This window comes from Streptomyces sp. NPDC005262 (assembly GCF_042872425.1).
Taxonomy (GTDB): Bacteria; Actinomycetota; Actinomycetes; order Streptomycetales; family Streptomycetaceae; genus Streptomyces.
This window is the reverse complement of record NZ_JBIAKK010000014.1, coordinates 26,279-47,942: the sequence shown is the minus strand read 5'-3', so window position 1 is coordinate 47,942 and position 21,664 is coordinate 26,279. Positions and strand designations below refer to the sequence as shown.

Here is a 21,664-nt window from a genome sequence, read left to right as displayed (position 1 = left end):
AAGCCTCTGACCTGCGATTTTGGGTGACGCTACGGATCGGCTCTGCGTCACCCGTGCGTCATCGGCTGCGTCACCGGGTGACGCAGGTGACGCAGGATGACGCAGAGCCGGCCGTCTGCGTCATCGCTGTCGGCACAGGTCAGGTGCCGTTTTCCGGCCCGGGTGACGCAGGTGACGCAGCATCTTCCTACTTAGGACAAAGAAGGGGCTGCCTGTAGTAGTTCGGTGCGCCTTACAGAGCGAAGAAGGAGCCGCTTCGCGGCACGACCTTGGGGCGGCGTTCCGCCGAACAGCAAGAGGAGCACGTGCTCTTCTTGCCGTTCGCGTGAGCGTGCGGATCGCGGATCAGAACGCCCGTGCCTGCTCGTGCGGGGCCGGGGGGAGCGTGCGGGTCATTTCGAGGTAGCGGCCCGCCTTGGTGCGGCCCGAGTCGATGAGCACACTCCGGGCCGCCAGCGTCGGTTGGAGGCGCTTGAGCCGGTCGGAGAGGACTTTGCCCGTGGTCGGCCACCCCTTGGGCAGGGGACGGCACTCGTCGCCGCTGTAGAGGCGGCTGAGGCAAGACAGCCACTCCGTGGACGTCATCTGCTGCGCCGCGCCCGGCTCGATGGTCTCGGCATGCCTGAGGACGGTCTGCGCGAGGAGGTCGCCCTCGATCACATCGTCGTTCAGGTCGTCCAGACTGGCCCGGTACGCGGGGAGCGCCCCGAGACCGGTCGCGGCGTCGAACTGCGCGCACAGGTGCGCGAAGTCCGCCATCCGCAGGTCAGTGGGGGTCTCCGCCTCCACGGCACGGACCTTGACCGTGAGATCCAGGAGCGAGCCGAGAACGACCGGCAGAACCTCTGCGTACTCCGCCCACAGTTCCGCTTCGGTGCGCCGGACGCGGGGCCGCTCCAACCGCAGAGGCAGGAGCCTTTCCGCGAGGTCGGGCCGGATGACTCCCACATCGATGCCGGTCAGGAGCAGGGGCCGGCGGTAGCCGACGCGGAACACGTCCCCGTCGGTGAACAGGGCTCGTTTGACGCTCTCGGCTCCGGTCACGATGCAGCACATGGCGTCGGACAGGTCCGGCGTCATGTGGGAGAGGTTGTCCAGGGCGGTGACCCATCCCGCCGCCACGGCCGCGATCAGGTTCTCCTCGTCCTTCGGCGCTCGCCGCAGGTCGCCGCTCATGCCCTCGACGATCCGCACGAGCATCCGCCCGCCCGTGGACTTTCCCGCGCCCTGCGGTCCCGTGAGGAACGGCGCGGGCACGGGCACCGACGGCCCGAGGCAGCCGATGAGCCATGTGATGGCCAGGCATTCGGTCTCGGCGTTGGCGAAGTTGCACAGCCGCATCAACAGGTCGATGCCCTTGCCGTCGGTGTCCTTGGCCGGCAGGGGCAGTTCCCCGGTGAGCTGGGTCCGCCGCCAGCAGACCTCATGCGGGTCGGGGGTGAGGATGTCCCAGCCGGTGGGGTGGATGCGGACGGACTGCCCGTCGTTGCGTCCCAGATCCAGCCACGTCGCTCCGTTGAATCCGGGGGCCACGCGGATATGTACGGGCTGGACGTCCTCGGTCAGCGCGAGCGCTTCAATCAAGTCCAAAGCCTCCTTGAGCGCGGACCCGTTGAACGCGCCGCGACCGTCCTTGAACAGACCAACCATCAGTTCCTGTCGGTGGCTTCCTGTCGTTCCCTGGGAGCGGATCGGACGGGCCACGGGGTGCCCCTTCTTCTGCGCGTACACGGTCCCGTCGGCAGTGCGGAAGTACCGGAAGTGCTCCTGCGCGTAGTCCGCGATGACCTCGCGGGCGGGAGTCTTGTCGTCCTCAGCCATGGCTCAGTCCCAACGTGGTCAGGGCGTTGGTCCACGCGTCGGTGCAGTGCCGGGCCGATTCACCCTTGGCCTGCGCCGCGGCGAACAGACGCAAGGTGTGCGCCTCGGTGAGGCAGCCGCACCGGCCGTGCGTGGACAGCACCGCGAGGAACGCCCGATAGACGGTGGCGTGCACCGCCTCACGTGCCTCGGAGATGCGCTGCTCCGCCATAGCAATGCCACGGTCCAGATAGGTGGGCGTGCGGTGCGGGCACGCCCCGACCCCGACCAGCGCAGGCACTGTGATGGCCACCGGTCGAACCGGGGAAGGGTCCTTCACGATCAGTGCGCGCACGACGTCCGGCAGGGCCCCCATGGTTCCGGCGCCAGGGCCGAGCCAACGGGCGTAGGCCATGGTGGACTTGATGTCGACGCCCGAACGTACCCCGTTGGCACCCTGCATCGCGCCCCGGTAGAGCCAGTGCTCGCCCCGGGTCGTCGGCACAGTCCGTGTGGTGGGCAGGCTCGCACGGGCCCACGCGATGGCGGCCGCGTTGTCGAGGTCCACGACGGTGAGGCCAGCGCCGCCGGGGTGATAGGCCACCCCGGCCGCCTCCCGCCACGCTCGGGCCCACGTCGGCGCGTTGATGACGCCGGGGTCGGTGGTGGCGGCGGCCCAACCGTGGCAGGGCGCCAGGCAGGTGCAGGGCCCGGGGGTTTTCATGTTCGGCCGCCCACCGCACGCGTTGTTGGCGCAGCGGCGACAGTTGCCGAACGGCACCTTCCCGGCTCGTAACGGCAGCACGGGCACGCCGGAGGCTGCCAGGGAGAGAGCGGTATGCAGTTGGCTGCTCATGCGGCTTCGCTCCCTTCGAGGGTGGGCTGGTGCCAGGTGGGGATGGCGTTGATGACGCGGGTGCGCCAGCGCATTGCGTAGTCGATGCAGTTGGCGCAGTTCTTGTGGGTGTGGCCGGGCAGGGGCGGGCGCTTGCGGGCGTGCATGCTCCAGGCAGCGGAGTCCGCGGAGGCGAGTAGGTGCCCGACCTTGGCCAGGCCCAGGGTCTTGAAGCCGAACCCGTGTAGGCGTAATCCGTGGGCGGCCATGGCGGTGACGATGGCCGCGCCTTCGTTGGTGGATTGCAACCGGCATACCGAGCCGAGCCCCACGGTCGGCTCCGCCCGCAGGTCGACGCCGGCGCGTTCGTAGAGGTCCCGGCAGTGCTCGTACTCCGGGATGGTGCTGCCCTGAAGCGTGGGGATGATCCGCAGGTCCGGGGCCAGTGAGCGCAGTTCGAGGAAGTTCTCCACGGTGCGCCGCTGGTGCTCGGCAACGCTGAGATGGGTGCCGACGAAGTGGTTGGGTCCGGCTTGGCCGCCGTGGATGATGAGGTCTTCGCACATCCAGTCCTGGCCGGCGGCCCAGTCGTAGGGGCCGACGTGTTCCCAGATGCGTCGCAGATCATCGACGTGCTGGCGTGGGGTGCGGGTCCAGCGGCCGTGGCGCTGGAGCTCGGAGAAGCCGCCGGAGTCCACGGCGTAGGGGCCGAGCGCTTCCGGCAGGGTCCGTGCGACGGCGAAGTGTTCGGATTTCAGGAACAGCGGCACGTGGGTGAGCTTGACCCAGTGGCGTTTGTGGGTGGTCAGGTAGAACCTCAGGCCACCCGCGGGCGGCGGGAGCTCCCGGATGGGGACAGGTTGCGTCATGCTGGATGTCTCCAGTTCTGATGAGTGCTGGCAGACGAGAGCGGCCCCAGATCATTGGCGTGAGACGGGGGCCGCTCTCGGCGTTCAGCTGTGGAAGCGGTTGGAGTGGGGGTTCTGGTCGCACCAGTCCTCGGCGCACACCTTGTGGACCGCTTCGCGGTCGTGAGAGCGCATGGGGGTGGGCTTGCCACAGAGCACGCACGGCAGGTTCCGGGAGGCGTCGAAGTGGCGGGCGTCCCGCCAGTCCAGGAGCGGCACGACCGACTCCCGGGTTAGTGGTGGTTGATGGTGCCGTTGGCCTTGCCGAACATCCCGGACGCGGTGATGTTTTGCGTGATGTGCGTACTGCCCCGGCCGGTGCCGGTCGCGGCTCGCCCGAGGCGAAGAAGGACGGGGACGCCGACGGCCGCGGCGGCGATGAGGGCGACGGCGGACCAGAGGGCTTGGCTCACGGCGATCAGTCCCGGGGCTGCGTAGGAGAGTCCGATGCCGGCGGCGGCGATGCCCCCGCCGATCGTCGGCGTAAGGAGCGCGGTGGTCTTGGCCCATGCCGGGATCGGCTGCGAGACGGGCACCAGCGGTGCGGCCGGCGCGGACGGCTGGGTGTAGGCGAGGGTGCGTATGCCGCCGGGCAGGGTGACCATCTGGACGCCGGGCGGGATCTCCGAGGGCAGCATCACCGGGCCCTCGGGGGTGGGGAGGTAGGCGGGGTAGTCGGCCGGACGGGGCTGGGTGGTGATCTCGTACGCGGTGTCATGCACGACGGGGCTCCCTCAGCAGCGCGGGCGGCACCCCGTGATGTGAGGGAGTGCCGCCCGCGCTGACTTGTCGTGTCGCTTGTCGTCTGGCTTGTCGTGTGCCTTGTCGCTTGTCTTGTCTTGTCGCTTGTCGCCTTGCAGGTCACAAGCTGTTTCCGGCCCGCCCAGAGCCGCCCAGGGCCCTTCTCGTGCCGGTGGCGACAAGCGACAGGTGCTCAGTCCTCGCTGGGGTTGTCGGGGGCGTGCTGGCGGTGGACGTAGCGGGCTTTGGTGCCGGTGCCGACGCGGAGGGCGGTGCCGTCCTCGGTCCACGTCTTGAGCCAGCCGACGACTGTCTGCCGAGTGGTGCCGTGTTCGTCGGCGAGCGCCCTGGCGATCGCCGATGCCCCGGTCCCGTCCGAGCCCGCGGCGAGCAGCAAGGAGAGCGCGGCATGCCGGGCGGCGTTGTCCTCGTTCTGGAGCGCGGACAGGTTCAGCCCGCCCGCCGTGGGGTGCTCGGTGGTCGTCCCGGACTCGGCGAAGGTCGCGAACTCGGCGTCGATCTGCTCGCGGAACTTCCGGGCGAGTGCTTCCTCAGCGGACTCCCGATCGTCCCGGAGCGCGGACAGGTTCAGCCCGCCGTTGCTGCCGGCCGTCTGTGCCGGGGCGTCGGTGGCCGGGGTGTGGATGGTGTCCCGCATCCAGGCCGTGCGCTCCGGATCCCACCGGGAGGCGTAGGCGTCACCCGCGGCCTTGCGGGAGATGTCGTCCAGGGCGGGGTGCATGTCGGAGGTGGCGTGGACGATGTCGCGGATCTGGTTGGGCAGGATCCGCCAGTTCTTGAACAGCGCCGCCGCAGACTCCGGCGTCCCCATGAACCCGGCCCCCTTGTACGGGGCCTGGTCCGGGCGGAGCCCACGAGAGCCGGGGAAGACCTTGCTCAGGTCCATCCCTTCGACTTCCCCACCGGTGAGGCAGACCCGGGCTTTGGCCTCCCGGCGAATCATCAGGTTCCCGAGAACGGACCCCGTGGCACCCAATGCAGTGAGCACGGTCCGGATGCCCATGGCCCGCAGCATCCGGATCACCTCAAGGATCTTCTTCGCGAGATCCTTCATGCGCCGGTCGGTGCTGGTCAGGATCTCCGCACCCTCATCGACGACCAGCATGATCTGCGGGATCTTGGCACTGATGGGGAGCTGGTCGGTGTTCGCCTGGGCCATGAGGTCCTGATAGGCGACCTTGCGGCGCAGCCCGACCGCCAGAGCCGCATCGAGCATCAGCACGGCTTCTTCATACGTCGAGGCGAGCCAGTCGATGCCTGGCCGGACCCCGTCGACGGGTACCCCGTTGGCGTCCAGTGCCGGACGAATCCACGGGAGGCCGGCGGATCCGGCGTTGAGGTCAATCACCCAGGTCAGCACGTCGGTGGTGCGGGCGAATCCGGCGAGGATGACGTGGACCATGTTCGTCTTGCCCGACCCGGTGGGGCCGACGACCAGGGCGCACTGCTCGCGCAGGTAGACGCAGATCTCTTCGGCGTTGGTGCGGTAGCCCCACGGGATGCCGGTGTAGATCGACAGCGGGCTGTAGTCGGACGGGTAAGTGCGCTCCTCGGAGAGCACGTTGACTGTGGTCACGTCGATCAGGACGCGGCCCTGGTGGATGCCCTGGGAGGCGACCGCGGTGCAGCCGTGCGGGAGGCGGGCGTCGGCGGACAGGGCGGCGGAGTGCTGGGCGATTCGGTCGTAGGTGGTGCCGCCCGGGGGGAGTTCGGCGTCGATGGTGAAGCCGGTTCCGGTCGGCCAGATCTCCACCGCGAGGATCCGCAGGGTGATGTTGCAGACCCGCTGTACCCGGTCCACCCACTCCGCTGCGATCGCCCGGCGTTCGGCGGACAGTTCGCGGGCGACCTGGCGCTCGGCCTGTGCGATGGCTTCCAGTTCGCGGGCCTCCTCGTACAGGAGGGTGGAGCGGGCGGCCGCGCCCATGCCCACGCCGATCGTGGCGAGAGACCCGATAGCGGCCCAGGTCAGCGGGCCGGTGGTCATGGCCCACGTGGTCCACCCGGCACCGATCAGCCAGGACGCGGAGCGCATGGCGATCGTCCTGCCCGACAGTCGTTCGCGCAGGCTGGAGACGGTGTGGCCGAGGGCGCCGGCGGCGCCGACGGCGAGTGCCCAGCCGGGGGGCATGCCGGTGGCGGCTCCGGTGGTGGCGACGGCGAGGCATCCGGTGGTGGCGGACATGGCGCCGGTCACGGGTCCGTGACCGGCAGCCCAGTCCCACACCGGCCCCGTGCTGGCCTGTGTGTTGGTGGTCATCTCAGACGTTCCATCCCTTCTCGGCCTCGGGCCCGTTGCGCGGGTCCTCGTGACGGGCGATGTCCTGCTCGTGGGACTGGCGGAACAGCGGCCCCATGTCCTCAGCGACCGCGACCGCGCTCATCACGGCGCCGAAGATGTCGTTGAAGCCGTCCGCGACGTCCTTCTCCAGCGGAAACTCGGAATCGGCCCGCTCGGCGAGGACCTTCATCACGTTCGCCACGCTCGTGAGCGCGGCCGGGAGCCCTTCGACCATGGCCAGGATCTCCATGGCGTTCTCGGGGTCGTACTGCCCGGCCGCGGATTCCATCTCCGCCGCGTACTCCTCGAACCGGAAACCAGACACGTTCTCTCCCTCACTCGCACTGGTGGTGGCTGCTGCCGGCGGCGGCCCAGTCGGGCGTGCCGCCGTGTCGCTGATCTGGTCGGTGTTCTCGATCGCCTCCGTGTCGGCGGCGGCCTCGTCGTTCTGCAGGGCGGCGCGTATCGCGTCGTCCCGCTGGTGGCGCTGTTCCTCGGCGGTACGGGTCATCCGGGCGTACAGGCGGCGGCCCGGATACATGAGCCAGGCCCAGCCGAGCTTGCGGCCGAGCGGGGTGGTGAGCATGCCGACCAGGCCCAACGCCCCGGCGAGCAGGGCGGCTCGGAGTCGGCGGCCCTGGAACCGGGCGGCCGACCGCCACAGGGCCTTGCGGGCTTTCTTCCGGGCGGGTGCCTTGCGTACGTCGCCGCGCTGGGCGGCGACCTTCCCGGCGGTCCGCTGGTCGCGTGTCTGCCTGTTGCTGTCGATCAGCGCGCCCTTGGCCGCTCCGACCCGGCCCGCGGCCTTGCCCACGGACCGGCCGATCGGCCCCTTACGAGCCAGCGACGCCGACCGGGCCACCGCTTTGGCGTCCCGGCGGGCATCGGCCACGGCCCGACGTGCCCCGGCCGTCTCGGCCCTGCGGGCTGCCCGTGACGGGGCCGACTGGCGGGCCGACGCGCGCAGCGCTTTGACCTGTCCCGCACGCCCCGGGCCGTGCTGCCGGGTGGGCTTCCCGGAGGAGTGGCCGGTGGCCTTCCCTGGCCGGTTGCTGGTGGTCTTGCGCTGGTGCGGCACGCTTCCGGTGGAACCGGTGCGCGAGGTGCCGCGACCCGTGTGCTTCGCGGATCGTCCGCCGGTTCCGCGGGAGGATGCGCCGTGTCCACCGCCCGTTCCGCGGACCATCCGGGCGCCGTGGTGGGTCGTGGCGCGGTTGGTGCGGCCGGTGGCGTGCTTGCGGTGGGCCCGGTGGTTGCGGGTTGCGGCGGCGACCCCGAGGACGCATGCGCCAGTCGCGGCGACCGCGGCGGCGATGGGCCCGCCAGCCAGGGCAGCCGCGGCGAGCGCCGTCACGGTGGAGTTGGCGCCGGTCATCGCGATCGGGACCACGGGCCAGCCGCCCGCCGTGTGCTCCACGGTCACCTCGGCCGGCGCCGGTGCGCGGTTGGCTGAGGGCGGTGTGGTCGGTGCGGGCTGGTTGTCGGTCACCAGCGGTTCGGTGGTGAGTTCCGTCATGCTGAACGCTCCCTTCGGATGTCATCGCAGGTGACGCACATGCCGAGCGACCGCGGGATGCAGTGCCCGGCGTCCGTGCCGCAGTTGGGGCAGGTCCGGCGAGCCCGCATCGCCTTGGCGAGCGCAGCGGCGCGGCCGGGGGTCATCGGGCGTACGGGCTTGGCCCGGTCAATGCGGTAGAGGCAGGCGACCAGCGGGCCGCGACGACGACGGGGCCGCTGCAGTTCCGCGGCCACGTCCTGTCCGCCGGGCCACAGCCCCATCTCACGAAGCTGCCGACGGGTCGCCAAGCCGTCCGGGGCCATGCGCCACCGGTAGTCGGGGACGGTGGCCATCAGAGCGCCGCCCCCGTGGTCTCCGGCACCGGGACGAGGTGCGGGCGTCGGGTCACGCCGTCCTCTTCGAGCTGCTTGTAGACCTTGTGGACGTAGGAGGTGGAACGGGTGGAACGGACCGCCGCCGCGGGGATGGTGACGCCTTCCACCCAGCACTCCCGGATGATCCGGGCAGCCTCATCGGCCGGCAGTTTCACCGCCTCCCGGACGTTGCCACCGCTCTGGGTGGAAGTGGGAGGAACGGTGAGGGGGAACACCCGGTGTCCACCGCAGATGACCAGCGGCGATGTTTTCCGACCGGCCACCGCAGGCGCAGCCGGGGCGGTGAGCGTGGACGGGGTGGATGCCGGGGTGGAAGCGGGGTGGACGGGAGGGGCTTCCACCCGTTCCACCACGGCGTCCACCTGATCGCGCAGCACGGTGATTCGATCAAGGATCGCGCGCCGGTAGAACGTGATCGCCTCCGCGAGAACGATCAACAGGACGGGGGGAATCGAGTGGAGGACGAGACCGGCCGGGTCCACTTCCCGCGGGACACCGAAGGCGGTGCCCGCGGGCCAGAGCGAGGCCCAGCAGTTCATCAGCCACGTGCCCAGGCCGGCGAACCAGCGCAGCCCCGTGGCCCATCCGGACGGGTGCACCCCGTGTTCGGACAGGCGGCCGTCCACGATCAGGACCGCCCCGAGGGCGACGGCGACCATGGGGTCGAGCAGCCAGGCGATCCAGACGCTGATGTGGTGGTCGATCGCGAACAGCGTCACGTTCGTCGCGGTGAACGCCAGCGCGACCACCGCGACCGCAACGAGCACCTTCGTCAGGCCTGATTGCAGCCCCTGTAGTGCGGCGATCTGCTCGGCCGCGCTCGCCTTACGCCTCATCACGGCCCCCGTCCCCACCGCGGAAGCGGTGCGCGCGGTGCAGGGCCATCAGGCGGAAGCAGCCGGCAGCCACGAGCAGGTTCCACAGGAACCGGGCCCACGGCGGCAACGGCAGCAGCCACGACACGACGCACGCCGCGACCAGCAGCGCGCCGCCGTGGCGCAGCCACCACGCCCACAGGCCAGACAGTGGGGCGCTCATGCGGCGACCGCCGTACGAGCGGTGCAGCCCTTCACCGGGCGGCGGACCGCACGACGCGGACGCCGACCGGACAGGCGCGGCTGCTTCAGAAGCAGCGTCCGCAACAGGCTCTCCGCGTACGCCGCGGTCTCCGGGTCGCTCTCGCGGAGCTCCGCGAGAACCTCATGCGCCACATCCAGCCGCGCCGCCCGCTCCAACGCGGACTCGGCGGCCGAACCGGTGAACAGCTCCAGATCGATCCCCAACGCCAGCTCAGCGAACTCAGTGGCGGTAACAGCTTCGTGACCAGCAACGATGGTCTTCATGGGTCGTTGTCTCCTCACAGTGGGACGGCCCAAAACAGCGGCCCCGGTGCTCCAACACCGGGGCCGCGCGCCGTCTTGTGGGTCGTTCGTGGGTACGAGCGACCGCGGCGACCCGACACCGCAGCCCGCCGGAATGGCAGGGCGAATGTCGGGCACCGTGAGCGCTGGTACGGGTTCGGTTCTCCTGCTCGCACGGCGCTGCTCGTTCCGGGGAGTTCCGAGATCCCGGAAGTCGTCGCAGTTTCAAGGTGTGCCGTAGCGGTTCTTTAGAGCCGATGGCGTGTCCCCCACACGGAGGGGTGGGGCTCGGTTGATGCCGGGCCCGGTCTCGATCGGCTGGTCTCCACTCGCCTCGGCCGGAACGGTCACGACCGTCGTGCTGCGGTGGATCACGCTGTGGAGTTGTTGAGCGGAGCGCAGCAACGTACGTGACACCCCGTACGACCTGTCTGGAGGAGTGCCACGACCTGAGTCTGCCCACTGGCTACTTGGAACGTCAAGCCCTCTCGTCTAACTTGTACGGAGGAGTTGGAGCAGAAGGGTTGGAGATGCCCGTGCGACGCGGAATGACTAAGGCGCAGGAGATCGCAGCTGACCTGCGTAGGCAGATCGAGAATCGGGAGCTCGCCCCCGGGGCGGTGCTCCCGAGCGAATCAAAGCTGATGAGTCAGTACGGCTACAGCCGTGAGACCGTGCGCGCCGGCGTCCGTGCTCTCATCGAAGAGGGACTCGTTGTCACCGGGTGGGGCCAAGGCAAGTACGTCCGTGAGGACTATCCGCCGGTGGTCTGGAACTGGACGACCCTGGAAAGCCGGAGCCGGCACGCAAACGCGGTGGAGGGTCAGACCGCCGGTGACCAGTGGGCGAGCGCCATCACAGAGGATGGGAAGTCCCCTCGGCAAGAGATCACCGTGTCCATCGTCGAGCCGCCCGCGCACGTTCGCGACGCACTCGCGCTGCCCGACAATGGTCTAGCTGTGGCCCGCAAGCGCATCCGGTACATAGACAACCGCCCCTACGCGCTCGCTGACTCGTACTTCCCTCAGGAACTCGTCGCCGGGACGCTCCTTATGGAGCCGCGCGACGTGGCAGCACCGGGTGGCGTGCTCGCATCCGTTGGGCTCATCCAGATCAAGTACAGGGATGAGATCGCGGTGCGTATGCCGACACGGCATGAGGCGGAACTGCTAGCGCTACCTGCGGCAACTCCGGTAGCGGAGCACACGCGTACGGGCTATGACGCAGACGGAAAGCCTCTGCGCTGCATGGTCACCATCCTCCCCGGAGATAGGCACAAGATCCTCTATGAAGTCGACACTGACTGAGTACCTTCGCCCGGCGCGGGCGGAGGACGTGCCCTCCCTCATGGCTCTCCGGACAGAAGCCGAGAAATGGCTCAGCTCAAAGGGCACTGATCAATGGAGCGATGCCGAGACCGGGGCCAAAGCGATCGACAAGTGGCGAGCATCGATCGATGAGGGGCGCGCCTGGGTCGTCGTCGACTCCGGCCAGGTCATCGGCACCGTGAGTAGAGGCCCCGTGGATCGGGACTTCTGGACAGATGAGGACCGTCCAGAAACTGCCTTCCACCTCTACAAGCTCATCGTCGCTCGCCAAGCTGCCGGGCGGCACCTCGGGGCGCGCCTCGTTGACTGGGCATCAAGGCTGGCTGCCATGGAAGGTCGTGACTGGGTGCGCATAGACACCTGGCGAACGAACGGGGGCCTTCACTCCTACTACGAGCGACTGGGGTTCAGGCACGTGAGGACTGAGAGCCCGTCACATCGCCTTTCTGGGTGGCTCGCTCAACGGCCGACTACCGCGCTCAGCCTTCCTCACCTGCCACTGACGGTGGGCCCGACTCACGAGGGCAGGTCGGCTCCGATCCCGTCTCAGCACACTCCGGCGGACTGACCTGAAGTCAGGTCGTATTCGAATCCTGCCAAGTGCCCAAAGGCCCCCAAGGTCATCTTGGGGGCCTTTGGCGTCACCATCTCAATCCGGGCACTCACGCTGCGGTAGGGACGGCCCTAGCAGGCGAAGCCTCCAGCGTCACGCGGTGGAACCCCCTACGGCGTCCCAGATGATTTTCAACGTCTCCGGCGAGAAGGTCCTTGTGGCGGCTGTCTGCCACATGGCCATTGGCTGGCTCGCAACCCAGGATCTGGCTTCCTGGAAAGACGCGAACTGAGGGGCGCTAGCTCCGAAGTGTGTAGCGGCAGCTCGAGGGACACCCACCATGCGGAGAGGCAACGCCTCGATGGTGTTGACGCCATAAAATGACATGGCAGGAACGTGGAAGGCCCTTGCAGCCTCTTCGCTATCATTTCCTGCAAGCTCGATGAGCTGCAACGCGCCGAGCCCCCAAGGCAAATACCCCGAGACTTCACGGAAAAGATACTTGCCCGCGTCCGTCAATGGCTTTGTTGCCGTAGGGAACCAATTATCTGCAATTTCTGGAAGCGTCTTGCCGGCTACCCAGTCGCGAAGAACGCCGGCAACCCGTCGAGAATTCAGTCCACCGGCTTCATCGGATGGCGCTAGTGACATCTCTGGAACTTCCGCAAGAACCTCAATGATCTGCGTCAGAGGATTGAGGTTGTCGCCAAACAAGTTCTCCGGAGCCCAGAATTCAGGTTCCTTGAAAACTCTAGGGGAAGAAGCAGACAAGAGACCGACGCTTGGAAGCGATAGCCCTGTAACGTCAGCAATCCCTAGGAACGAGTTAGACCGAAACTCCTCCATGAAACCGCGCGACCAGCTGACCAATCGTTCAGCGATCTCTCGATCGTCCGATTGTAGTCCATGAAATACAAGAGACGAGCGGAGAATCTCTTCGACTTCAGCGCTTGCAGACTCGAATCCTCCCACCTTCAAAGCGTGTGCAAGGTACTGAAAAAAGTGACTTAGTTGAGGATGGCCTCTAACTAGCTTCAAGTTGTACTCAGGACGGTTTGCGTCGAGTAGCGTGATTGCCTTGAGGAGAGCTGATACGACGTGAACCGCTTCCCCTTCGAGATAATTGCGAAACTCGCTATCCTGGGCCATCCCAGTCGATGGGTAGACCACAACGCCCACGCGATCCTTCAGTGCGCGCCCGGCCCGCCCTGCAATATTCCAGAACTCCGAATATCTCAAAGGTCGGTATTTTTCGCCGCGTTTCTGAGGGACCTTCAAAGTCTCGATGATTACAGAGGAAAGCGGAAAGTCAACGCCTTGAGCCAACGTGGACGTGCCCGCTACTACTCGAATACATCCCCTATCGAGCAATATTTCCACGAGGCTCCGAACCTCTGGAGGCAGACCGGCATGATGGAAGGCAACGCCAGATCGCAGTGTGCGAGCCAACGGGTAATCAATGCCTAGCTCGTTTTCGATGTAATCGATTGCGGCACTAAGTAGCTGCCGGTCTGGGCAATCGGTGAGGGCAGACTCGGGTAGCTGAGAAGCCACCTGCAAGGCACGCTTTTCTGCCTTGCCAGGACCACCAGTAAGGATAAGCGTGCCACCTTGCGCTCGCTCACTCAGCGATATCGCCAGGGAAGTAGACAGAGATTCCCTCTGACGGCTATCGAGTGTCACAGATGCTCGACCGAGATCCATAACCACGCCATCCCAGTTGGAGGGCTGTGTTGCTGATGGTACCAATTCAAGCGTATCGTTGTAGCATTTAGCCTTTCGGTCTCTTGTCCAGTGACCGAGAGCACGGATTTGCTCGCTAGGTTTCCAGTTGAGCTCAATCGCTGCCCCTTCGCCGGCACCAAGCCATTTGGCAAGATCCGACGCATTGGGAAGGAATGGAGTCAAGAGAAGGAAGCGGCAGCGCCGCCCCCTCTCTTTCTTCAAGGTAGCAAGGAGCAGCTCGAGGCGAGGACCGCGACTTTCGTCAGCGATGTGATGTGCTTCGTCGACAACAACAAGTGACAGATCCCGAACGCTTGGGTGATCCGATCGGACGAGTAGATCGAGCTTCTCGGGAGTGGTCACGAGGACATCAGGACGAACGCCGAGCAAGGTATTTTCGGTTGGGTCCAACTCGAAAACCGGCACTGCCGCCTCAACAGAGATATCGGAGCCATCAAAACTTGCTCCGGAAAGATCTCGCCGAAGGCGTCGCGTCATTTGATTAACCAAGGCGCGCGTTGGGACAATATAAGCAACGACTGACCCGGGATTGAGAGCCATGGTTTGCACGATCGAAAATTCGGCTAGCAATGTTTTTCCGGCGCTCGTGGGCATCTGAACACTGATCGCCGTCTTAAATGGGTCGAGTAGGCTTTGTGAGAGGGCCTCCCGTTGCGACCACCACAGTTCGGATACTGGGAACTCTCTATCCTCAGATGCAATCTGTTGAGCAAATTCCCGAGCTGCTGTAGATAGCCTAGATGTGTTGTACCAAATCGAAGCCTTCGCCATGGCAATAGTTAGTGGCTCAATGCTTTCTCCAACTCGCTCAAGCTCCAAGTCACCGCTGGAACCGAGAAGCAGGCGAGCGTTCTCACTGTGCCGTTGGAGCGTGACTAGAACACTCTCGGGAGCACCGGTTCGGAGATACGAACCTAGTACGGCGAGAGCTTCACCTACGTGATAAAGGCCAAGCAGCCTGCACTTCTGTTTATCTTCCCGCCAATCCCTTTGGGGAGATTCTGCGAAAATTGCGGACTCTGCTTCACTTTGCAGATCGGAGAGCTGGGTAAGGGAACTTATGCCCTCATCGACATCGTCCCACGAACGACTTTTACGGGCCAGCATAGCCAGAGTGTGAACCGATCCGGCCCATACCTGATCGCTCCACGAGGAAAAGCTTTCCCGATCAGGAATTTGTTCAAGCTGATTCCCGCTCAACAGAAGTCGAAGTTCAGGTTGCTTCTGCGCCAAAGTGCCGGAAACAATCAACATCCACAGGTCATAAAGAGATGCTTGGTTTGATGATGTCCACATGGCTGTGCGGAGATGGAATGACCGCCGAGCCAGTTCTGCCACGCGACCCTCGTCTTGCTCGGTGCGTGTAGCAGAAATCGCCAATGACTCAAATGACCACGAAATCTCATCGATCGACTCAGGGTCGATTTCTTCAAGGGAGGCGATGTCGGCGTCGAGAAACTGGGCTAGGTAGTCGAGGCGCACGGACCCAATATGCTCATCTCCGCCCTCACTCATGAAGGCGTCTACGAACATTTGATTGCGATCCACTATGCGGCCCCCTCTCTAGCGACGCGGTATACCTCCTGGGCGATCTCAAATAGGTCGCCTTCGACTACAATGCTAACCCACCGAATAGGATTTCCGAAACTGTCCGGGTCCTCTTTAAATGATCCTGGATCGTCGTCGTGATGCGTATCTGATGTGCGCACAAGCAGCGGAGCTAATACTATTTCGAACTGGTTCTTTTTAAGGATGAACGAGGCATGAAGGCGTGAACATATCGCTATGTAAGGGTCGTCGGCGTGGTCTCGGAGCCAGCACAATTCTTGTAGTAGGGCGCGGCGATTTCCAACGAGCTCACCAAGCTTCTTCTCCATCCCAGACACGACACCTGGCGGTGTTCTGCGGTCTTGGGACCCCTTCACCTCGCCAAGAACCAGCGTTGCTCTAGGTTGCTGAAGATTCTCGATGCCGATCACGTCAGCACCTCTGGTCTGTTGGTCGGGGATTTCTTTGTGCTTGATCCTTGAGGCTGGGATGACCGTACCGAAAACCTGCTTCAGGGCTTCGGCTGCCAAAATCTCCCCGAATTCGCTTCGCTGAACATCTAGGTGCTGCTTCCTGTCGCCTTTCCAAGCTTCCGGGAGTACCGCGTCCAGCTCCTCGCCGAGAGCTAGCTGAACGTCTTCCTCGGAAACCTCAAAAGATTCCCCACTGAAGAGCGAGAGTTCTTGAGCGGACCGGAGCAGACGCGCTCGGGTGTCGACTTCGTCGAAGTAGTGAGCCGTGACCAGAGGTGCAACGCTCTGTGCGAACAGCGCCTGATCTGTTGGAACAACGTGTACGTATCTGTGGTCGTCGACGACCCTGTCCGACAGGATCGTAAAGAGCTCCGGCAACTGTCCCCCCATCTCACGCGGCGTCACACCCGAGGAACGTGGTGACTGACCCATGAGCTGCAGCTGGTTAGGCTGCACCAATCTACGGGGGGAGAGGCGGATAGGGAACCATGCCGACCGCCATTCAACTCCTCCGCGCCCAGCCGGCGACACCGTAGGCTTCGTGATCCATGTGGGCCAGCGGTAGTGGGCCAGACGTCAGTTGGTGCTCCAGCCCGGGCTAGAGCACGCCGCCCGGAGGTCTCTCACCTTTCACAGTCTCATCCGCAGCCGTTCAGCTTCCGAGTAGGCGCAGTCGTGGCGTGGCTGGTGGACGTTCGTGAACCAAGACGAACCAGATCATGCAGAGTTCCGAAGCGTGCGCCGCCCAAGATGGCATCTCGGCTGAAGGAGCGCGTTGTACTGGTGTTCGCCTGATTAGTGGTGCGAGCGCCTGCGACGATGCGAGCATGCCGACGCCTGGAATGCCTCTTCGCGCTGCACTGATCCCCGACTGCACCAAAGCGGAGGCCCATCACGCGGCCTACAGAAGTGCCAGGACTAACGACGTGATCTCTGTGTGCGTCGCTCGTCAGGGGCGGCGTTGGAAGGTGGAGCTTGACGCCATGGCCAGCAGCAAGCCGATCGTTCCGCACCAGGCGACGATGGTCTTGCAGTCCGCAGCTGAGCAGTTGGTATCCGCTGGCACTGTGGCGAGTGGAGCCACCGTTGGGCCTGACTACGTCTCCATGTGGGCGATCGAGAGCGAGGAGAGGGCACGCGAGATCGCGGCTGCGTTCCACGCTGCTCTGTACGGCCTTCAGCAGCTATATATCGCCGTTCCGAGCCGGCGCGGAAGGGCCTGAGAGAGCCGACGGTCGACAGGCCCTGGGACCGCAGATTCCCCCAAGTGTCCCCCGACGGTGGTCAATAGTTCTGAATCCCCTGGTCAGAGTCGTCGAAGCAGACCCTCTGTAAATCTGCCGGCTCGGCCTACCCAGGTTCGGACTCTAGCGCCGCCACAGAACGGGTAACCCCCGCTGACCTGCTAACACAGCAGATCAGCGGGGGGTTCTGCATGCTCCTGACGTGCCTGGGGAGGGGGTGGATCTACGGTCACCTCTGGATGTCCTGCGGGCGGGCTCCCGGGGTGGTCCTGCGGACACTTCGTCGGTTTCGCAGGACCAACCCCTTAGACCAGTGTTCAGAGCATCCAGGGGTGACTGCTGGCCAGCATGGTCACTGTGGCACTTGCGAGTGCGGTGATGACCTTCCACGGAACCTGGTAGAGGCTGATGTGGAATCCACCCGCCCGGAACTCCATGCTGGGCTGGCGTGCTTCTTTCTTCTTCGCAGGCTGGTGCTGGACCGTCGTGCGCTTGCTCATGGGTGTGCTCCTGTGTCCGTGCCACACGGTTGCCGTGTGGGTGGCGACACCTTGGAACAGCGGAGGGTTAGTCGCGCAACCCGCTCCTGACCTGGGGTTTTATTGGTCGCGCGCGGGTTATCACACCTGGAGGTTAGCCGGGCAAGCTCCATTTGTATGGTCGGGTGGGCGCGGAGGGTGACGGAGCCTTAGCGATGGCCCTTGCCTGCTGCGTCTCCCGCAGCTCGCCGCCGCTGCGCAGGTGTCCTCGGTGAGGCACTTGGTGCACGCCACGGGCTATGCGGCTCCGGCCGATTGTCAGCGCCGCCGCTTACGATCCGGCCGTGGCGAAACCGAGCAACAAGCTGATTGAACTGGCGCGTGCCTCTCTGTCCGCGCAGGAGCAGGCCCTGAGTGAGCCGTACTCCGAGGAGCGCTGGGCGCCGTGGCGTAAGGCGGCAGAAACGTTCCAGGCAGCCGTGATCGCCGAAGCCGAGGCAACCGAACAAGGCCGGTACGCATTGGAAATGGCCGCGAAGAAGGCGGTCCTGCATCCGGAGCCGGCGCCCGAGGACTGATAAGCGTCCGCCCTGAACCGGGCGGGGCGGTCAGGTAGCTGCGCCAGTCAAAGGCTCGACGGTGATAAGGCCACGGTAGCGAGCCGGTATGGCAACCGGGCGGTACAGCAGGTGGCCCCGCCGACGGGGGACGCAGCGGGGCCACAGCCGGTATGGCAGGTGTAGGGTCTCAGATTTCGTGGCCAAATCTCACGATCGATGGCCAAGCGATGGCAGATCTGACACGAGTTTGAGATTGGCAGGTCAGGCCCTTCACTCACATGGGTGAGCGGGGTCTGGTGCCGCCCGGCTACGGAATCTACGCCGACGACTGGCCGGAACCCGGGGAGGGGTTCAAGGCTCACCAGCGGCTCCGCGCGGTCAACGGCGGCAGCGACGACGAACAGGAGGCGTGATGCAGAGCAGTGCGGAGAACATCGATGTTGTGCTCAGGATCGTGGACACCATGGTCGCCTACCGGAAGGCGCACGGCGGCCTACCTGCCGACACGGACGGCCTTGAGAACGTGGCCGTGGCGATCGTCGAGGCCCTGGAGCGCGACGACTTCCGCATCGTGGACGTTTTGAGCGGCAGCCGGACCGTGACGCCCACACCCGAACCGGCCTGACGGCATGGCAGCGGGGCGCCAGCCACTCCGGCTGGCGCCCCGCTTGCGTTCTGCACTCCGTCAGCTGGTGATTAGCCAGCGAGCTGTCGAGCCAGCAAGCCAGCCGCCCCGAGGATTCGGACACGATCGTGAGACTGGACGGCTGGCCAAGCCGTGAGACACGACGACAACTACCAGGTCACGGCACCGCCGCTGGCGATGGGCAGCGAGACCCTACAGCAGGCGCCGTTGGCAATGCCTGCGGTATCAGCGGTCCTCGTCTGGCCACGACTTCAGTAGCCGCCCGCCATCGACTTCGTCGACCAGCGTGATGCGGGCGCCGTCCCTGCCGCCGCGCTCACCTATCCAGGCCGCGAACTTCCGCTCGGCCGTCCTCAGGTCGGGCCACCAGCCGTGCATGATGGGCCGGCCGCTGTGCGACAGGGTGACGTGAAAGCGCTGAAGGTCCACAACGGCAGGCTACGACTCGTCAGTCACAACGGTCAGGGTGACTCTTGCTTCCCGGGCTGCTTCCCGCAGCAGAGCCAGCGTGTTCGTGAGCGGTGCGCGGGGGCCGCCGCGGGGGGGTGGTGGCGATGAGGCAGGGCACGCAACGGTCCAGCCAGCGCCGGCCATGCCCGGGTACGTCGACGACCCCAGCCACGTTCGAAGGCCTGCCGCAACGCACACACGGATGACGGCCGTCCAGCCGCTCGACGCCTGCGCTTCGCCACGGCGACGACGGGGCCGGGTCCAGCTTCGGCGGGTCCACGCCGAGGGTTCGCAGCAGGTCAGCGTCAGTCATGAGGCCGCGGCTCCTCTCGTTGACTGCCTCGCGGTGCGCACCATGCTGGCACGGCGACACCCCAATACTGCACACCCGCCGGGGCGTAAGCTCGAACATGTGTCCGATATTCTGCCCCCCGACCTGCCACGCCTCCGCACCCTGCGGACCTGGTACGCGATGTGGCTGGCCCGCATCGACGAAGCCATTGCCGCGGCTGAGCAGCGGGAGCGGGAGAAGCGGCAGGGCGAGGAGCGGCGCGCGCCGACCCCGGACTGGATTGTCGAGCTCGGTATCGGCGTCGGCCGACCGCCCGTCGAGGTGCACGTCGGGGGGTGCCGGATGGCTGGGAAACGGCAGCGCATCATCACCCGGGAGCAGGCCCTCGCCGCGCTCGCCGATGGGGTCCGGGCCTGTATCCACTGCCGGCCCGACACCGAGCTCGGGGTGCTCGGGTAGTCAGGCGCTGTGTGGCTTCCGGCTGGCACTCTTCTTCGCCGTGGCCTTCTTCGCTGCGGCCTTCTTGGCGGGTGCCCTCTTCGCCGTCTTCTTCGCGGCCGCCTTCTTGCGGGGCTTCATCTCGTGGACCGTGGCATCCTCACCGGTCTCCCCGCGGGACTCCTTGGCCCTTTGCACGCTCGCGGCCAGCGCTTCCATCAGGTCGACAACACCGCCGGTGCCCTTGTCCTCCTTGGCAGCCGGCTCGGGCAGCTCCTGCCCTTCGCGCTTCGCCTCGATGACCTCTTCCAGGGCCTCGCGGTAGTGGTCGCGGTAGCTGGAGAGGTCGTCGGCGGCCATGGAGTCGATCAGCGCCATGGCCCGCTTGATCTCGTCCTCGTCCAGGTCGATCGCGTCGGGGGCGAGCTCGTCGGGTGCGCGCACCTCGTCCGGCCACTTCATCGAGTGGAGGACGAGGGCGTCGTCGCGGAAGGTGAGCAACCCGAGGCGCTCCCGGTTGTGCCATGCGAACTTCGCGATCGCCGCCTTCGAAGTTCGTTCCAGGGCCCGCCTCAGAAGAACGTAGGGCTTGGCCGCCACGGCGCCGTCAGCCGACAGGTAGTAGCTGTCGGCGATCCGGACCGGGTCGATGGACTCGCGGTCGACGAACGCGACGATCTCGATTGCCTTCGCGGTGGGCAGCGGCATCTGGTCGAGCTCTTCGTCCGAGACCGGGATCACCTCGTCCTTGGTGAGCTCGTAGCCCTTGCCGATCTCGTCCTGGCTCAGGGTCTCGCCGTCGATCTCACAGATCTTGCGGGTGCGGATCCGCCCCATATCTTCGAGGTGGTACTGATGGAACGCGATCGACCGGTTTTCGGTGGCGGACGATACACGCACAGGGATCGTGACCAGGCCAAAGCTGATAGCGCCGCTCCAGATCGTCGACGGCATGGGTACCTCCTGTCGGGCGGCAGTCCAGGCCGCAGCAGGGAGGGACATCTATGCCACCACCCGTACATCGATCCTCGTGCCGGACCGGGCCCCGCGCATCCCGGCCTGCACTGCGGGGCACGTCAGCGCCCCTGTCTGATCCTGAGGGGGTCTGCTGCGTGTGGCGTTCACGAACACTGGAGACGATCACCGCGCCGACCACACCGGCGGGCCGCCTACTTTCATGCGCGACACCATCCCTGACCTCGATAATCGGCCAGATCGCTGGTGAAAGGGTTCGCCCATCTGATCCACGTATGCCGCTCAGGGGCAGGGCAAGCGGGGGAGATTCACGATGGTCGGTGTTGGGAGAGAGGGCGTCAGGAATGGCTCAGCAGACATCCATCCCGCCTTCAGGAGTGCACTCATGCTTTCATCCCGGATCGCAGTGACCACCGCTATGGCTCTCGGCCTTGCGGTCGGCCTCTGCGGCACGGCATACGCCGATATTCCAGACGCGAACGGCGTCTACACCGGCTGCTACAACCCGAGCAAGGGCAACTACTACCAGAGCACGGGCTACTACAACCAGGGCACGAGCAACTACAACCAGGGCACGGGCAACCTCCGCGTCATCGACTACGAGGGCGGCGAGCGATGCCGCCGCTCCGAGGTCCTCGTCACCTGGAACGAGCAGGGCCAGCAGGGGCCTGTTGGCCCCGCCGGACCGCAGGGCGCGACAGGCGCGCAGGGGCCCGCCGGGGCCGGAGGGCTCACCGGGTACGAATTCGTGGAGAAGCAGTTCACCGTGGAAGCGGGGACAGGCGGCTCGCAGTCATTCGAGGCCCCCTGCCCCGCCGGGAAGCTCGTCATCGGTGGCGGCTACTTCCTCTTCGACCCCGGACCCGTCATCTCCCGGGATTCGCCCACCCCAAGTGGCGACGGGTGGCTCATCGCGATCCGCGAGAATTCCCCGATCGCGACGCTCATCAATGTCTACGCCACCTGCGCCGACGCGACTTCTTAGCCAGCGCGCCGTAGACCGAGAGGCCGAGTGAACCCGTACAGATTCTTTGTACGGGTTCATGCGGAGTCGAGTACGGGCGTCGGGAGTTGGGCCAGCCTGAGCAGCTG

General features: G+C 65.9%; 23 protein-coding genes. 7 read left to right on the top strand and 16 right to left on the bottom strand.

Annotated elements, in window-relative coordinates; genetic code table 11:
* Positions 1-345 precede the first annotated feature (345 nt).
* From ACFYP5_RS28520 to ACFYP5_RS28470, 11 genes are all read right to left on the bottom strand, one after another.
* Entirely contained in the window at positions 346-1,821 is a 1,476-nt protein-coding gene (locus tag ACFYP5_RS28520; protein ID WP_389041367.1) for an ATP-binding protein, read from the bottom strand.
* Positions 1,814-2,656, bottom strand: a complete 843-nt coding sequence (locus ACFYP5_RS28515) for a bifunctional DNA primase/polymerase (RefSeq protein WP_389041365.1) — start codon at positions 2,654-2,656, stop codon at positions 1,814-1,816. The genes ACFYP5_RS28520 and ACFYP5_RS28515 overlap by 8 nt, the downstream gene beginning before the upstream one ends.
* Positions 2,653-3,504, bottom strand: a complete 852-nt coding sequence (locus tag ACFYP5_RS28510; RefSeq protein ID WP_389041363.1) for a hypothetical protein — start codon at positions 3,502-3,504, stop codon at positions 2,653-2,655. Before ACFYP5_RS28510 ends, ACFYP5_RS28515 begins: the two co-directional genes overlap by 4 nt.
* Positions 3,505-3,588: 84 nt before the next feature.
* On the bottom strand, positions 3,589-3,762 hold the full coding sequence (locus tag ACFYP5_RS28505; RefSeq protein ID WP_389041361.1) for a hypothetical protein: 174 nt from the start codon (positions 3,760-3,762) through the stop codon (positions 3,589-3,591).
* 14 nt (positions 3,763-3,776) lie between these two features.
* Positions 3,777-4,265 carry a hypothetical protein gene (locus ACFYP5_RS28500; RefSeq protein WP_389041359.1) on the bottom strand — a complete coding sequence of 163 codons (489 nt, stop codon included), beginning with the start codon at positions 4,263-4,265 and terminating at the stop codon, positions 3,777-3,779.
* A gap of 212 nt (positions 4,266-4,477) precedes the next feature.
* Positions 4,478-6,565, bottom strand: coding sequence for a hypothetical protein (locus ACFYP5_RS28495; protein ID WP_389041357.1), 2,088 nt, complete (start codon positions 6,563-6,565; stop codon positions 4,478-4,480).
* 1 nt (position 6,566) lies between these two features.
* Positions 6,567-8,102 (bottom strand): hypothetical protein, encoded by a 1,536-nt coding sequence (locus ACFYP5_RS28490; protein ID WP_389041355.1) that lies wholly within the window; start codon positions 8,100-8,102, stop codon positions 6,567-6,569.
* Complete coding sequence (locus tag ACFYP5_RS28485; RefSeq protein ID WP_389041353.1) at positions 8,099-8,437, bottom strand: RRQRL motif-containing zinc-binding protein; 339 nt, start codon at positions 8,435-8,437, stop codon at positions 8,099-8,101. The genes ACFYP5_RS28490 and ACFYP5_RS28485 overlap by 4 nt, the downstream gene beginning before the upstream one ends.
* The gene (locus ACFYP5_RS28480; RefSeq protein WP_389041351.1) at positions 8,437-9,315 is read right to left on the bottom strand and encodes a hypothetical protein; all 879 of its coding nucleotides are present in this window, start codon (positions 9,313-9,315) and stop codon (positions 8,437-8,439) included. Before ACFYP5_RS28480 ends, ACFYP5_RS28485 begins: the two co-directional genes overlap by 1 nt.
* Positions 9,305-9,517: a hypothetical protein gene (locus tag ACFYP5_RS28475; RefSeq protein WP_389041349.1), complete on the bottom strand. Its 213-nt coding sequence runs from the start codon at positions 9,515-9,517 to the stop codon at positions 9,305-9,307. The genes ACFYP5_RS28480 and ACFYP5_RS28475 overlap by 11 nt, the downstream gene beginning before the upstream one ends.
* Complete coding sequence (locus ACFYP5_RS28470; protein WP_389041347.1) at positions 9,514-9,822, bottom strand: hypothetical protein; 309 nt, start codon at positions 9,820-9,822, stop codon at positions 9,514-9,516. Before ACFYP5_RS28470 ends, ACFYP5_RS28475 begins: the two co-directional genes overlap by 4 nt.
* Before the next feature lie 566 nt (positions 9,823-10,388).
* Between ACFYP5_RS28470 and ACFYP5_RS28465 the strand changes: the two genes are divergently transcribed.
* Positions 10,389-11,147: a GntR family transcriptional regulator gene (locus ACFYP5_RS28465; RefSeq protein WP_389041345.1), complete on the top strand. Its 759-nt coding sequence runs from the start codon at positions 10,389-10,391 to the stop codon at positions 11,145-11,147.
* Complete coding sequence (locus ACFYP5_RS28460; RefSeq protein ID WP_389041343.1) at positions 11,059-11,736, top strand: GNAT family N-acetyltransferase; 678 nt, start codon at positions 11,059-11,061, stop codon at positions 11,734-11,736. Before ACFYP5_RS28465 ends, ACFYP5_RS28460 begins: the two co-directional genes overlap by 89 nt.
* A 138-nt stretch (positions 11,737-11,874) precedes the next feature.
* On the opposite strand, the gene ACFYP5_RS28455 is transcribed toward ACFYP5_RS28460, so the two are convergent.
* The 3 genes from ACFYP5_RS28455 to ACFYP5_RS28445 all read right to left on the bottom strand — a co-directional run bounded on the left by ACFYP5_RS28455 (position 11,875) and on the right by ACFYP5_RS28445 (position 17,232).
* Positions 11,875-14,949: a DEAD/DEAH box helicase gene (locus ACFYP5_RS28455; protein WP_389041341.1), complete on the bottom strand. Its 3,075-nt coding sequence runs from the start codon at positions 14,947-14,949 to the stop codon at positions 11,875-11,877.
* Positions 14,950-15,014: 65 nt separating this feature from the next.
* Positions 15,015-15,893 carry a Hachiman antiphage defense system protein HamA gene (locus ACFYP5_RS28450; protein WP_389041339.1) on the bottom strand — a complete coding sequence of 293 codons (879 nt, stop codon included), beginning with the start codon at positions 15,891-15,893 and terminating at the stop codon, positions 15,015-15,017.
* 1,156 nt (positions 15,894-17,049) lie between these two features.
* Positions 17,050-17,232, bottom strand: a complete 183-nt coding sequence (locus tag ACFYP5_RS28445; protein ID WP_389041337.1) for a hypothetical protein — start codon at positions 17,230-17,232, stop codon at positions 17,050-17,052.
* Positions 17,233-17,555: 323 nt separating this feature from the next.
* Between ACFYP5_RS28445 and ACFYP5_RS28440 the strand changes: the two genes are divergently transcribed.
* The 3 genes from ACFYP5_RS28440 (at position 17,556) to ACFYP5_RS28430 (ending at position 18,396) form a co-directional block, all read left to right on the top strand.
* On the top strand, positions 17,556-17,789 hold the full coding sequence (locus ACFYP5_RS28440) for a hypothetical protein (protein WP_326817047.1): 234 nt from the start codon (positions 17,556-17,558) through the stop codon (positions 17,787-17,789).
* Positions 17,790-18,049: 260 nt separating this feature from the next.
* Positions 18,050-18,184 carry a hypothetical protein gene (locus tag ACFYP5_RS28435; RefSeq protein ID WP_389041335.1) on the top strand — a complete coding sequence of 45 codons (135 nt, stop codon included), beginning with the start codon at positions 18,050-18,052 and terminating at the stop codon, positions 18,182-18,184.
* Positions 18,184-18,396 carry a hypothetical protein gene (locus tag ACFYP5_RS28430; RefSeq protein WP_389041333.1) on the top strand — a complete coding sequence of 71 codons (213 nt, stop codon included), beginning with the start codon at positions 18,184-18,186 and terminating at the stop codon, positions 18,394-18,396. Before ACFYP5_RS28435 ends, ACFYP5_RS28430 begins: the two co-directional genes overlap by 1 nt.
* Before the next feature lie 246 nt (positions 18,397-18,642).
* On the opposite strand, the gene ACFYP5_RS28425 is transcribed toward ACFYP5_RS28430, so the two are convergent.
* Positions 18,643-18,846 (bottom strand): hypothetical protein, encoded by a 204-nt coding sequence (locus tag ACFYP5_RS28425; protein WP_319324403.1) that lies wholly within the window; start codon positions 18,844-18,846, stop codon positions 18,643-18,645.
* A 433-nt stretch (positions 18,847-19,279) separates the two neighbouring features.
* Here ACFYP5_RS28425 and ACFYP5_RS28420 point away from each other — a divergent pair, with 433 nt between their 5' ends.
* A complete protein-coding gene (locus ACFYP5_RS28420; protein ID WP_389041331.1) occupies positions 19,280-19,618 on the top strand; it encodes a DUF6233 domain-containing protein in 339 nt (112 codons plus the stop codon).
* On the opposite strand, the gene ACFYP5_RS28415 is transcribed toward ACFYP5_RS28420, so the two are convergent.
* Positions 19,619-20,551 (bottom strand): Ku protein, encoded by a 933-nt coding sequence (locus ACFYP5_RS28415; RefSeq protein WP_389041329.1) that lies wholly within the window; start codon positions 20,549-20,551, stop codon positions 19,619-19,621.
* A gap of 406 nt (positions 20,552-20,957) precedes the next feature.
* Between ACFYP5_RS28415 and ACFYP5_RS28410 the strand changes: the two genes are divergently transcribed.
* Entirely contained in the window at positions 20,958-21,557 is a 600-nt protein-coding gene (locus ACFYP5_RS28410; protein WP_389041327.1) for a hypothetical protein, read from the top strand.
* Positions 21,558-21,664 lie beyond the last annotated feature (107 nt).

Coding starts and splice junctions, on each gene's coding strand:
- ACFYP5_RS28510 (WP_389041363.1), bottom strand. CDS start 3,504: ATGACGCAACCTGTCCCCATCCGGGAGCTCCCGCCGCCCGCGGGTGGC.
- ACFYP5_RS28410 (WP_389041327.1), top strand. CDS start 20,958: ATGCTTTCATCCCGGATCGCAGTGACCACCGCTATGGCTCTCGGCCTT.
- ACFYP5_RS28460 (WP_389041343.1), top strand. CDS start 11,059: ATGACGCAGACGGAAAGCCTCTGCGCTGCATGGTCACCATCCTCCCCG.
- ACFYP5_RS28445 (WP_389041337.1), bottom strand. CDS start 17,232: ATGAGCAAGCGCACGACGGTCCAGCACCAGCCTGCGAAGAAGAAAGAA.
- ACFYP5_RS28415 (WP_389041329.1), bottom strand. CDS start 20,551: ATGCCGTCGACGATCTGGAGCGGCGCTATCAGCTTTGGCCTGGTCACG.
- ACFYP5_RS28490 (WP_389041355.1), bottom strand. CDS start 8,102: ATGACGGAACTCACCACCGAACCGCTGGTGACCGACAACCAGCCCGCA.
- ACFYP5_RS28470 (WP_389041347.1), bottom strand. CDS start 9,822: ATGAAGACCATCGTTGCTGGTCACGAAGCTGTTACCGCCACTGAGTTC.
- ACFYP5_RS28475 (WP_389041349.1), bottom strand. CDS start 9,517: ATGAGCGCCCCACTGTCTGGCCTGTGGGCGTGGTGGCTGCGCCACGGC.
- ACFYP5_RS28520 (WP_389041367.1), bottom strand. CDS start 1,821: ATGGCTGAGGACGACAAGACTCCCGCCCGCGAGGTCATCGCGGACTAC.
- ACFYP5_RS28480 (WP_389041351.1), bottom strand. CDS start 9,315: ATGAGGCGTAAGGCGAGCGCGGCCGAGCAGATCGCCGCACTACAGGGG.
- ACFYP5_RS28435 (WP_389041335.1), top strand. CDS start 18,050: ATGGGTGAGCGGGGTCTGGTGCCGCCCGGCTACGGAATCTACGCCGAC.
- ACFYP5_RS28485 (WP_389041353.1), bottom strand. CDS start 8,437: ATGGCCACCGTCCCCGACTACCGGTGGCGCATGGCCCCGGACGGCTTG.
- ACFYP5_RS28515 (WP_389041365.1), bottom strand. CDS start 2,656: ATGAGCAGCCAACTGCATACCGCTCTCTCCCTGGCAGCCTCCGGCGTG.
- ACFYP5_RS28430 (WP_389041333.1), top strand. CDS start 18,184: ATGCAGAGCAGTGCGGAGAACATCGATGTTGTGCTCAGGATCGTGGAC.
- ACFYP5_RS28495 (WP_389041357.1), bottom strand. CDS start 6,565: ATGACCACCAACACACAGGCCAGCACGGGGCCGGTGTGGGACTGGGCT.
- ACFYP5_RS28465 (WP_389041345.1), top strand. CDS start 10,389: ATGACTAAGGCGCAGGAGATCGCAGCTGACCTGCGTAGGCAGATCGAG.